At 59.3% G+C, this 12,342-nt stretch carries 5 protein-coding genes, 2 tRNA genes, 5 rRNA genes and 1 other RNA gene; 2 read left to right on the forward strand and 11 right to left on the reverse strand.

Translation table 11 applies throughout. The features are described from left to right. Window positions 1-16: 16 nt before the first annotated feature. Window positions 17-422: RNase P RNA component class A (gene rnpB, locus AC1M14_RS23100), an RNA gene on the reverse strand. 123 nt (window positions 423-545) lie between these two features. On the opposite strand from rnpB, the gene AC1M14_RS23105 reads away from it, so the two are divergent. Next, window positions 546-2,372 (forward strand): ATP-binding cassette domain-containing protein, encoded by a 1,827-nt coding sequence (locus AC1M14_RS23105; protein ID WP_479730532.1) that lies wholly within the window; start codon window positions 546-548, stop codon window positions 2,370-2,372. A 66-nt stretch (window positions 2,373-2,438) separates the two neighbouring features. On the opposite strand, the gene pyrC is transcribed toward AC1M14_RS23105, so the two are convergent. Together pyrC and AC1M14_RS23115 are read right to left on the reverse strand one after the other, a co-directional pair. Beyond that, entirely contained in the window at window positions 2,439-3,503 is a 1,065-nt protein-coding gene (gene pyrC, locus AC1M14_RS23110) for a dihydroorotase (RefSeq protein ID WP_102775392.1), read from the reverse strand. A gap of 10 nt (window positions 3,504-3,513) precedes the next feature. Next, window positions 3,514-4,707 (reverse strand): M20 aminoacylase family protein, encoded by a 1,194-nt coding sequence (locus AC1M14_RS23115; RefSeq protein WP_062685144.1) that lies wholly within the window; start codon window positions 4,705-4,707, stop codon window positions 3,514-3,516. Window positions 4,708-4,854: 147 nt separating this feature from the next. On the opposite strand from AC1M14_RS23115, the gene AC1M14_RS23120 reads away from it, so the two are divergent. Next, entirely contained in the window at window positions 4,855-5,133 is a 279-nt protein-coding gene (locus tag AC1M14_RS23120) for an SWIB/MDM2 domain-containing protein (protein WP_006217453.1), read from the forward strand. A gap of 242 nt (window positions 5,134-5,375) precedes the next feature. On the opposite strand, the gene AC1M14_RS23125 is transcribed toward AC1M14_RS23120, so the two are convergent. The 8 genes from AC1M14_RS23125 to rrf (AC1M14_RS23160) all read right to left on the reverse strand — a co-directional run bounded on the left by AC1M14_RS23125 (window position 5,376) and on the right by rrf (AC1M14_RS23160) (window position 12,182). Next, window positions 5,376-5,741 (reverse strand): DUF4870 family protein, encoded by a 366-nt coding sequence (locus AC1M14_RS23125; RefSeq protein WP_168202223.1) that lies wholly within the window; start codon window positions 5,739-5,741, stop codon window positions 5,376-5,378. 170 nt (window positions 5,742-5,911) lie between these two features. Then, a 5S ribosomal RNA gene (gene rrf, locus AC1M14_RS23130) occupies window positions 5,912-6,024 on the reverse strand. Window positions 6,025-6,183: 159 nt separating this feature from the next. Continuing rightward, window positions 6,184-6,296 (reverse strand): 5S ribosomal RNA (rrf, locus tag AC1M14_RS23135). 194 nt (window positions 6,297-6,490) lie between these two features. Next, window positions 6,491-9,373, reverse strand: a 23S ribosomal RNA gene (locus AC1M14_RS23140). 292 nt (window positions 9,374-9,665) lie between these two features. Continuing rightward, a tRNA-Ala gene (locus AC1M14_RS23145) sits at window positions 9,666-9,741 on the reverse strand. A gap of 22 nt (window positions 9,742-9,763) precedes the next feature. Next, window positions 9,764-9,840 (reverse strand) — tRNA-Ile (locus AC1M14_RS23150). A 133-nt stretch (window positions 9,841-9,973) separates the two neighbouring features. Next, a 16S ribosomal RNA gene (locus AC1M14_RS23155) occupies window positions 9,974-11,504 on the reverse strand. Between the two features lie 565 nt (window positions 11,505-12,069). Continuing rightward, a 5S ribosomal RNA gene (gene rrf, locus AC1M14_RS23160) occupies window positions 12,070-12,182 on the reverse strand. Together the 16S, 23S and 5S rRNA genes with 2 tRNA genes alongside form the textbook arrangement of a ribosomal RNA operon. Between the last annotated feature and the right edge of the window lie 160 nt (window positions 12,183-12,342).

Genomic DNA, 12,342 nt, shown 5'->3' on the forward strand with positions numbered 1-12,342 from the left:
CGCATTCGAGAATGAGTTGCAAGACGGGTCTATAGGCCGGATTCTGTACACCAGGTTGCCCTGGCGGACGATCATTCCTCTGCGCGGACCATTGCTGGGCCGCTGTAGCCATCTACCCGCATGCTCGGACGGAGCCGCCCTTCGCGGCCCGAAGGCCGCACGCATGCCTATTTGATGTTGCTCCGGATAGAGGTTGCCGCGTTTCACCCTGCGATGCCGCCGCCCGTTGCCGGACGGCGCGATACGGAGATGGCCGTACCTGTGCGCGCGCCGCGCGCCCGCCCCGCAGACTCGTCTCTGTGGCCCTGTTCCTCAACCGCGCCCGGGGACGCGGCCGGACGGCCGTTAGCCGTTATCCTGCCCTGTGGAGTCCGGACCTTCCTCGATGGATTCGCATCCACCGCGATCGCCCGACCCGTCTTGCGGTTCGTATTCTAGTACAGGTGGCGGCTCCGTCCCCCAAGGCCCGCGCCACCGCCGACGCCCGCGCGGGTTCCTGCGACAATACGCCTTGATTCGCACAGACGCAGACGCTGCTCCATTACATGGCACTCGCTACTCTCATCACCCTTACCGACATCCAGCTCGCCTACGGCCACCATCCGCTGCTGGACCACGCCGATTTCGCCATCCAGGCCGGCGAGCGCATCGGCCTGATCGGCCGCAACGGCGCCGGCAAGTCGTCCCTGCTGAGGCTGCTGGACGGCCGCACCCTGCCCGACGACGGCGACATCGCCCGCAGCTCGGGCCTGCGCGTGGCCACCGTCGAGCAGGAACCCGAGCTCGACGAGAACGCCACGGTCTTCGACGTGGTCTGCAATGTGGAAGGCGACCACGAAGACTGGCAGCGCCCTTCGCGCGTGCGCGCCGTGATCGAAAAGCTCGGCCTGCCCGCCGACGCGCAGATCGCCGGCCTGTCCGGCGGCACGCGCAAGCGCGTCGCGCTGGCCCGCGCGCTGGTCGACGAACCCGATCTGCTGCTGCTCGACGAACCCACCAACCATCTCGACTTCGACGGCATCGCCTGGCTGGAAGACATGCTGCGCGGCTGGAAGGGCGCCGCGGTCATCATCACCCACGACCGCCGCTTCCTGGACGCCATCGCCACCCGCATCGTCGAACTGGACCGCGGCCGGCTGCTGAGCTTTCCCGGCAATTTCTCGCAATGGCAGGAACGCAAGGCCCAGTGGCTGGAGTCCGAACGGCTGGAGCAGGCCCGCTTCGACAAGCTGCTGGCCCAGGAGGAAGTCTGGATACGCAAGGGCGTGGAGGCGCGCCGCACCCGCAACGAAGGCCGCGTGCGCCGCCTGGAGCGCCTGCGCGTCGAACGCGCCGAACGCCGCGAGCGCGTGGGCAACGTATCGCTGGCGCTGGCCGAGGGCCAGCGTTCCGGCAAGCTGGTCGCCGAACTCGAGCACGTCAGCAAGGCCTTCGGCGAAAAAGTCGTGGTGGACGATTACTCCACCACCATCCTGCGCGGCGACCGCATCGGCATCATCGGCCCCAACGGCGCCGGCAAGACCACGCTGCTCAAGCTGATCCTGGGCGAAATGCAGCCCGACAGCGGCGCCACCCGCATGGGCACCAACGTCTCGGTCGCCTACTTCGACCAGATGCGCGCGCAGCTGGACGAGAACGCCACGCTGGTCGACATCATCAGCCCGGGCAGCGAATGGGTCGAAATCGGCGGCGCCCGCAAGCACGTCATGAGTTACCTGGGCGATTTCCTGTTCTCACCGGCACGCGCCGGCTCGCCGGTGCGCAGCCTGTCGGGCGGCGAACGCGCGCGGCTGCTGCTGGCCCGCCTGTTCGCGCGGCCCGCCAACGTGCTGGTGCTGGACGAGCCCACCAACGATCTCGACATCGAAACGCTGGAGCTGCTCGAAGAGCTGCTCCAGGAATACGCAGGCACCGTGCTGCTGGTCAGCCACGACCGCGCCTTCCTGAACAACGTGGTCACCCAGACCATCGCCTACGAAGGCCATGGCCGCTGGCGCGACTACGTCGGCGGCTACGACGAATGGCTCGCGCAGCGGCCCGCGCCGGCCGCGCCCGCCGAGGAGGCCGCGCCCGCCGCCAGGCCGGCCGACGACGGCGCGGCGCGCGCCAAGGCCGCGCGTCCCAAGCCGGCGCGCGCCGCCAAGATGAACTCGTGGGAGCTGCGTGAACTGGAAGGCCTGCCCGACGCCATCGCGGCGCTGGAAGCGCAGCAGGCCGAACTGGCCGGCAAGCTGGCCGACGGCAGCCTGTACCGCGACGCGCCGGCCGAGGTCGAACGCATCAACAGCGAATTGGCCAAGCTGGAAAGCGAGCTCGAAGAACGCTTCGCGCGCTGGGAACTGCTGGAAGCGCGGCGCGAAAGCTCGCTGTGATCCGACGCGCCATATCTATATAGCGCACCTGCGAAGGGCTGCCCGCGAGGCAGCCCTTTTTCCGTCTCAGACGTGGGCGCGCCAGGCCAGCGCCTCGCCCGCGGCCAGCGGCACCAGCGTGGTGTCGCCGAAAGGCAGGTCCTCGGGCACCGTGTAGGCTTCGCGCACCAGCGTCAGCGTGCCGGTGTTGCGCGGCAGGCCGTAGAAGTCCGGGCCGTGGAAGCTGGCGAAGCCTTCCAGCTTGTCCAGCTTGCCGGCCGCGTCGAACGCGGTCGCGTACAGCTCCATCGCGTGCAGCGCCGTGTAGCAGCCGGCGCAGCCGCAGGCATGTTCCTTCAGGCCGCGCGCATGCGGCGCGCTGTCGGTGCCCAGGAAAAAGCGCGGGCTGCCGCTGGTGGCGGCCTCGACCAGCGCCTGGCGATGCGTTTCGCGCTTGAGGATCGGCAGGCAGTACCAGTGCGGACGCACGCCGCCCTGGAAGATCGCGTTGCGGTTGTACAGCATGTGCTGCGGCGTGATGGTCGCGGCGATCGGCCCTTCGGCGTCGCGCACGTAATGCGCGCCCTCTTTGGTGGTGATGTGCTCGAACACGACCTTCAGCGCCGGGAAGGCGCGGCGCAGCGGCAGCATCACGCGCTCGACGAACACCGCTTCGCGGTCGAACACGTCGATCGACGGGTCCGTCACTTCGCCATGCACCAGCAGCGGCATGCCGCATTTTTCCAGCGCCTCGAGCGCCTTGGTGCATTTGCCCAGCAGATCGGTCACGCCCGCGTCCGAGTTGGTCGTGGCGCCGGCGGGGTACAGCTTGACCGCATAGACCTGGCCCGACTCGTGCGCGCGGAAGATCTCCTCGGCCGAGGTGTTGTCGGTCAGGTAGAGCGTCATCAGCGGCGTGAACGCGGCGGGATTGCCGCCCGCCTTGGCCAGCGCCTCCAGGATGCGGCCGCGATAGGCCAGCGCCTGTTCGGTGTTGGTCACCGGCGGACGCAGGTTCGGCATGATGATGGCGCGCGCGAACTGCCGCGCGGTGTCGGCCACCACCGCCTCCAGCGCCGCGCCGTCGCGCAGGTGCAGGTGCCAGTCGTCCGGCCGGGTGATGGTGAGCTGGGTCGTGTTTTGCGTGGACATGGAAAGCTTCTTAGTCTGCCAGCGGCATGCCCCGTTCGGCCAGCGCGCAGAACATCGCGCTGCCCAGGGGAATGACGGCGTCGTTGAAATCGAAATGCGAGTTGTGCAGCACGCAGCCGGAATCGGCTCCGCCCTGCCCCAGCCGGAAATAGGCGCCCGGCTTGCTCTGCAACATGAAAGAGAAATCCTCGGAGCCCATGGACGGCACCAGGTCGCGCACCACGTTCTCCTTGCCTATCATTTCGGTGGCGATGTCGGCCACCAGGTTCGCGTGCTGCGGCGTGTTCAAGGTGGCGGGATAGATCCGTTCGTAGATCACTTCGGCCGTGCCGCCGAACGCGCCGGCGATGGCCGAGACCAGCTCGCGCATGCGCGTCTCCACCATTTCCTGCACCGACTTGCGGAACGTGCGCACGGTGCCCACCATCTTCGCTTCGCGCGGAATCACGCTCATCGCGCCGGGATGGCCGGCCTGCAGCGAGCCGATGGACACCACCGCCGAATCCAGCGGATTCACGTTGCGCGACACGATGGTTTGCAAGGCCGTGATGATCTGTCCCGCGATGGTGACGGGGTCGATGGTCTGATACGGATGCGCGCCGTGGCCGCCGCGTCCGGTTATCTGGATCTCGAAGCGGTCGGCCGCGGCCATCATCGGTCCGGGATTGATGCCCACCGTGCCCGGCTTCAGGCCGGGCCAGTTGTGCAGCGCGTAGATCGCGTCGCACGGAAAGGTATCGAACAGGCCGTCTTCCAGCATGGCGCGCGCGCCGCCGCGCCCTTCTTCCGCAGGCTGGAAAATCAGCACCGCGGTGCCGTCGAAATTGCGCGTCTGCGCCAGATACTTGGCCGCGCCGATCAGGATGGCCGTGTGGCCGTCGTGGCCACAGCCGTGCATCAGGCCGGGCTTGGTCGACTTGTGGCCGAAGTCGTTGTCTTCCGTCATCGGCAGCGCGTCCATGTCGGCGCGCAGCCCTATCATGCGCCCGCTGTCGCAGCGCTTGCCGCGGATCACGCCCACCACGCCGGTCTTGCCGATGCCACGGTGCACCTCGATCCCCAGCGCCTCCAGCGCGCCCGCGACAATCCCGGACGTCCGCACTTCCTCGAAACCCAGCTCGGGATGCGCGTGCAAATCGCGCCGCAGCGCCGTCAATTCGTCATGAAACAGCCGAATCGATTCCAACGGAGAACGTGCGTACATAGGAGGTTACAGAAAGACGATAGAGTAGGAAGAATCTGTGCATTTTAGTTGCTACAGAGGATAAATGCCTTTGTCTTTAGGGTAGAGACACGTTATGCTCCGGCCGCAGGACAATTTTTCCAACAGCCAGAGAAGGAGCGCCGCATTATGGCCACAACCTCCAAACCCGCGACCGCGCGCAAGCCGAACGCTGCATTCATGAAGCCCCTGACCCCCAGCGCCGAATTGGCTGCTGTCATCGGCTCGGAAGCCGTGCCGCGTACCGAGGTCACCAAGAAGATCTGGGAATACATCAAGAAGCACAACCTGCAAGATGCCAGCAACAAGCGCAACATCAACGCCGATGCCAAGCTGCGCCCGATCTTCGGCAAGGATCAGGTCACGATGTTCGAACTGACCAAACTGGTCAACGCACATCTGAAGTAAGCAGGCAAAGGGCGTACCCCGTACGTCCCTGCCTCCAGCTCGCCTCGACGCCCTGGCTCCAGTGCCGGGCGAGCCTCCCGACCCACGCCTGGCGCCTTCCTCCGCCTGCGGCAGCCATGCCGGCAGCGCAGCGACTCCCCTACCTCCACACTTCCTTTCCAAGCCTTCGCGCCTGAGCGCTGCTTGCGGCCGTCCAATGGAAAAGGCCGGCATATGCCGGCCTTTGCGTGGGTCTGCGCGAATCAGGCGTACGTGGTGGGCGCAGAGCCTTCCAGCAGCGCCAGCCAGCCCTTGATGAGACGATACAGCACCCACACCACGGTGGCGGCCAGGCCGATCCAGCCGATGAAAATAAGCGTGGCGATCGCGCTGATGGCAAGCCACAGCAAGGCCCACCAGAAGGTGCGCAGCAGCCAGTCGAAGTGGGAGGCGTACACGGTGCCCGCGGCGTCGGAGCGCTTGACGTACATCAGCACGACGGCGGCCAGCGTGGCGATGCCCAGAAATCCACTCGTCAGAAAGCCCAGCGCGTACAGGCCGTAGGCCACGTGGGTCAGCGTGCGCAGATCTAAAGTCGTACCGGGCACGGGGGTCTGGGGATCACTCACGATAACGCTCCAACGAATTGACTCGGTCAATCTTACCGCACAAAGTCGACCCGCCCACGGCCGTTGTTATTTCGGCACATTCAATGCTGGCGCGGCTTGCAGCCTGATCGCAGGTTTGCGCAAGACAAAGAAAAACCCCACAGCGCGAGCTGTGGGGTTTCGGGATTGGCGCCTGACAATGACCTACTTTCACGGACGTCCGTCCACTATCATCGGCGCAAAGGCGTTTCACTGTCCTGTTCGGGATGGGAAGGAGTGGGACCACCTCGCTATGGTTGTCAGGCATAGCTGTTCGAACGCCTGCCCATGCTGGCAAACGCTCCGATTCTGGAGCCGGCCCTGCCGGCGCGCGCCTGGAGACTTGCTCGACAAGCGCCCGCGGAGGGCTCTCATAAAAAACAAAACCCCACAGGATTTACCTGTGGGGTTTTGAGGAATAAAAGCCTGACGATGACCTACTTTCACAGACGTCCGTCCACTATCATCGGCGCAAAGTCGTTTCACTGTCCTGTTCGGGATGGGAAGGAGTGGGACCAACTCGCTATGGTCGTCAGGCGTAACTGGTTGAGCAGCTGCGGCTAAGCGCAACAGCTCCAATCTGGGAAGAAACACAACGCGTGGCGATCAGAGTCGAGCTCGATGATCGCGCACGATGGGATGTGATGTTGGCTGGCTGCCGACGGTGCAGCCAGATTTTGTATTGAACGACACTTGGAACGCTATAACCAGGTCATAACCATCAGTGTTATAGGATCAAGCCTCACGGGCAATTAGTATCGGTTAGCTTAACGCATTACTGCGCTTCCACACCCGACCTATCAACGTCCTGGTCTCGAACGACCCTTCAGGGGGATCAAGTCCCCGGGATACCTAATCTTCAGACGAGTTTCCCGCTTAGATGCCTTCAGCGGTTATCTCTTCCGTACTTAGCTACCCGGCAATGCCATTGGCATGACAACCGGTACACCAGAGGTACGTCCACTCCGGTCCTCTCGTACTAGGAGCAGGCTCCGTCAAGTATCCAACGCCCACGGCAGATAGGGACCAAACTGTCTCACGACGTTTTAAACCCAGCTCACGTACCTCTTTAAATGGCGAACAGCCATACCCTTGGGACCGGCTACAGCCCCAGGATGAGATGAGCCGACATCGAGGTGCCAAACACCGCCGTCGATATGAACTCTTGGGCGGTATCAGCCTGTTATCCCCAGAGTACCTTTTATCCGTTGAGCGATGGCCCTTCCATTCAGAACCACCGGATCACTATGTCCTGCTTTCGCACCTGTTCGACTTGTCAGTCTCACAGTCAAGCACGCTTATGCCATTGCACTATCAGCACGATTTCCGACCGTACCTAGCGTACCTTCGAACTCCTCCGTTACACTTTGGGAGGAGACCGCCCCAGTCAAACTGCCCACCATGCACTGTCCCCGATCCGGATAACGGACCAAGGTTAGAACCGCAAACAAACCAGGGTGGTATTTCAAGGATGGCTCCACGTAATCTGGCGACTACGCTTCAAAGCCTCCCACCTATCCTACACAGGCCGGTTCACAGATCAATGCAAAGCTACAGTAAAGGTTCATGGGGTCTTTCCGTCTAGCCGCGGGTAGATTGCATCATCACAAACACTTCAACTTCGCTGAGTCTCAGGAGGAGACAGTGTGGCCATCGTTACGCCATTCGTGCAGGTCGGAACTTACCCGACAAGGAATTTCGCTACCTTAGGACCGTTATAGTTACGGCCGCCGTTTACCGGGGCTTCGATCAAGAGCTTGCACCCCATCACTTAACCTTCCGGCACCGGGCAGGCGTCACACCCTATACGTCGACTTTCGTCTTTGCAGAGTGCTGTGTTTTTAATAAACAGTCGCAGCCACCGATTCTCTGCGACCCCATCATGCTAAGCGCGCAGGCGCTTCACACTACCGGGGTATACCTTCTCCCGAAGTTACGGTATCAATTTGCCGAGTTCCTTCTCCTGAGTTCTCTCAAGCGCCTTGGAATATTCATCCCGTCCACCTGTGTCGGTTTGCGGTACGGTCTCGTACAGCTGAAGCTTAGAGGCTTTTCTTGGAACCACTTCCAATCACTTCGCAAGCAATGCTCGCTCGTGCCACACCCTTGATTTACGCGCCCGGATTTGCCTAAGCGCCATCTTCGATGCGTCAACAGGGACATCCAACACCCTGATGATCTTCCGCGATCCGTCCCCCCATCGCACTGTACGACGGTGCTGGAATATTAACCAGCTTCCCATCAGCTACGCATCTCTGCCTCGCCTTAGGGGCCGACTCACCCTGCGCCGATGAACGTTGCGCAGGAAACCTTGGACTTACGGCGAGAGGGCTTTTCACCCTCTTTATCGCTACTCATGTCAGCATTCGCACTTCTGATACCTCCAGCAGCCTTTACAAGCCACCTTCGCAGGCTTACAGAACGCTCTCCTACCGCGTGCACTAAAAGTGCACACCCGCAGCTTCGGTTTATCGCTTAGCCCCGTTACATCTTCCGCGCAGGACGACTCGATCAGTGAGCTATTACGCTTTCTTTAAAGGATGGCTGCTTCTAAGCCAACCTCCTGACTGTCTATGCCTTCCCACTTCGTTTCCCACTTAGCGATAATTTGGGACCTTAGCTGGCGGTCTGGGTTGTTTCCCTCTTGAGTCCGGACGTTAGCACCCGGTGCTCTGTCTCCCAAGCTGTACTTGCGGGTATTCGGAGTTTGCCATAGTTTGGTAAGTCGCCATGACCCCCTAGCTATAACAGTGCTCTACCCCCCGCAGTAATACTTGAGGCACTACCTAAATAGTTTTCGGAGAGAACCAGCTATTTCCAGATTTGTTTAGCCTTTCACCCCTATCCACAGCTCATCCCCTAATTTTTCAACATTAGTGGGTTCGGTCCTCCAGCACGTGTTACCGTGCCTTCAACCTGGCCATGGATAGATCATCTGGTTTCGGGTCTACACCCAGCGACTGAATCGCCCTGTTCGGACTCGCTTTCGCTACGGCTTCCCTATTCGGTTAACCTCGCCACTGAATGTAAGTCGCTGACCCATTATACAAAAGGTACGCAGTCACCCCACAAGGAGGCTCCTACTGTTTGTATGCATACGGTTTCAGGATCTATTTCACTCCCCTTCCGGGGTTCTTTTCGCCTTTCCCTCACGGTACTGGTTCACTATCGGTCGATCACGAGTATTTAGCCTTGGAGGATGGTCCCCCCATCTTCAAACAGGATTTCACGTGTCCCGCCCTACTTTTCTTACGCTTAGTTCCACACTCAGAATTTCGTCTACAGGGCTATCACCTGCTATGGCCGGGCTTTCCATCCCGTTCGACTATCCTGAATGCTAAAACGTAAAGGCTTTTCCGATTTCGCTCGCCACTACTTTCGGAATCTCGGTTGATTTCTTTTCCTCGAGCTACTGAGATGTTTCAGTTCACCCGGTTCGCTTCCACTGGCCTATGTATTCAGCCAGGGATACTGCTTGCGCAGTGGGTTTCCCCATTCGGACATCTGCGGATCAAAGCTTGTTTGCCAGCTCCCCGCAGCTTTTCGCAGGCTACTACGTCCTTCATCGCCTGTGATCGCCAAGGCATCCACCATATGCACTTAGTCGCTTGATCCTATAACGCTGTAGGCTATAGGACCTGAGTATTCGCGTTTGTGCCGTTCATAAGTTTCAAAGCAGTCTGAGGTTTGCACCCCAGTCTTGAGAACTTGGAACAAAATTAATGCAATCACAACCCGTACCCATCTTCATCAGCAACGCTGATTACTTGATGAGCACATTTCGTTGTGCTTCTTCCAGATTGTTAAAGAACGAATATAGCTGTTGGGTAAAACCCAACTCATAACATCGTGGAGCACGACACTATGAGTTGGCCTCTACGCTGCACCCAGGATCATAAGAACCGGTGGTGGAGGTGAACGGGATCGAACCGATGACATCCTGCTTGCAAAGCAGGCGCTCTCCCAGCTGAGCTACACCCCCATATCCTGCCTGGCAGAATACTTGGTGGGTCTGGTTGGATTCGAACCAACGACCCCCGCCTTATCAAGACGGTGCTCTAACCGACTGAGCTACAGACCCAAAACCTTTTCGGATCAGCAGTCAGGTGGCTGAAGACCCAGGGAAGATTCCCTCGACCCAAGCCTACAACCGATCCCAGCTATATATCAAACAACCGATAAGAGTGGACGCTTAACACGAGCGCTAAGCTCTGAAAGGAGGTGATCCAGCCGCACCTTCCGATACGGCTACCTTGTTACGACTTCACCCCAGTCATGAATCCTACCGTGGTAATCGCCCTCCTTACGGTTAGGCTAACTACTTCTGGTAAAACCCACTCCCATGGTGTGACGGGCGGTGTGTACAAGACCCGGGAACGTATTCACCGCGACATGCTGATCCGCGATTACTAGCGATTCCGACTTCACGCAGTCGAGTTGCAGACTGCGATCCGGACTACGATCGGGTTTCTGGGATTAGCTCCCCCTCGCGGGTTGGCGACCCTCTGTCCCGACCATTGTATGACGTGTGAAGCCCTACCCATAAGGGCCATGAGGACTTGACGTCATCCCCACCTTCCTCCGGTTTGTCACCGGCAGTCTCATTAGAGTGCCCTTTCGTAGCAACTAATGACAAGGGTTGCGCTCGTTGCGGGACTTAACCCAACATCTCACGACACGAGCTGACGACAGCCATGCAGCACCTGTGTTCCGGTTCTCTTGCGAGCACTGCCAAATCTCTTCGGCATTCCAGACATGTCAAGGGTAGGTAAGGTTTTTCGCGTTGCATCGAATTAATCCACATCATCCACCGCTTGTGCGGGTCCCCGTCAATTCCTTTGAGTTTTAATCTTGCGACCGTACTCCCCAGGCGGTCAACTTCACGCGTTAGCTGCGCTACCAAGGCCCGAAGGCCCCAACAGCTAGTTGACATCGTTTAGGGCGTGGACTACCAGGGTATCTAATCCTGTTTGCTCCCCACGCTTTCGTGCATGAGCGTCAGTGTTATCCCAGGAGGCTGCCTTCGCCATCGGTGTTCCTCCGCATATCTACGCATTTCACTGCTACACGCGGAATTCCACCTCCCTCTGACACACTCTAGCCCGGTAGTTAAAAATGCAGTTCCAAAGTTAAGCTCTGGGATTTCACATCTTTCTTTCCGAACCGCCTGCGCACGCTTTACGCCCAGTAATTCCGATTAACGCTTGCACCCTACGTATTACCGCGGCTGCTGGCACGTAGTTAGCCGGTGCTTATTCTGCAGGTACCGTCAGTTTCGCGAGGTATTAGCCCGCGACGTTTCTTTCCTGCCAAAAGTGCTTTACAACCCGAAGGCCTTCATCGCACACGCGGGATGGCTGGATCAGGGTTTCCCCCATTGTCCAAAATTCCCCACTGCTGCCTCCCGTAGGAGTCTGGGCCGTGTCTCAGTCCCAGTGTGGCTGGTCGTCCTCTCAAACCAGCTACGGATCGTCGCCTTGGTAGGCCGTTACCCCACCAACTAGCTAATCCGATATCGGCCGCTCCAATAGTGCAAGGTCCGAAGATCCCCTGCTTTCCCCCGTAGGGCGTATGCGGTATTAGCTACGCTTTCGCGTAGTTATCCCCCGCTACTGGGCACGTTCCGATACATTACTCACCCGTTCGCCACTCGCCACCAGACCGAAGTCCGTGCTGCCGTTCGACTTGCATGTGTAAGGCATCCCGCTAGCGTTCAATCTGAGCCAGGATCAAACTCTTCAGTTCAATCTCTGTGTTTTGTTTCGTATTTCCTTGGTTCCGAAGAACCGAGTCATACGTCGCTGCTCAAAGGAAGTGAGGTATGTGCTTAGACTTGACATCTAAGGTACTTCACTTCAGTGAGCACTTGATTTCTTGTGCTTGTAGCCAGGCCTAAACCCAACCACTGCACTCGCATCAAGCGCCCACACTTATCGGTTGTTCAATTGTTAAAGAGCGGTACTGCTAAATTCTTTACTGCCTGCCTCGCAGCAACTTCGCTTTCGCGCCGGTCGCTGTGTCAGCAGAGAAACGAGATTATGAAGAAGTTTTTATCGCTTGTCAAGTCAGCGTCGCTTATCGCTTTGCTTTCCTGCCGCGGCCTCTTCAGCCTCTTTCCTCTTTAGCAGCTATCGAAACACCAGGGAAAACCCTGATTTTTCGATAACAGCCAAGTCAGAAACTATAACACGTTTTTTGCAGTTCATGCAATCGGCTTCTGCCTAATTTGCATACTATCCCGCAACGAGCATAGTCTCACACTAGAAGACAAAACCCCACAGGCTCACCTGTGGGGTTTTGCGCAATAAAAGCCTGACGATGACCTACTTTCACAGACGTCCGTCCACTATCATCGGCGCAAAGTCGTTTCACTGTCCTGTTCGGGATGGGAAGGAGTGGGACCAACTCGCTATGGTCGTCAGGCGTAACTGGTTGAGCAGCTGCGGCTAAGCGCAACAGCTCCAATCTGGGAAGAAACACAACGCGTGGCGATCAGAGTCGAGCTCGATGATCGCGCACGATGGGATGTGATGTTGGCTGGCTGCCGACGGTGCAGCCAGATTTTGTATTGAACGACACTTGG

Source organism: Achromobacter sp. SX5, from assembly GCF_056711425.1.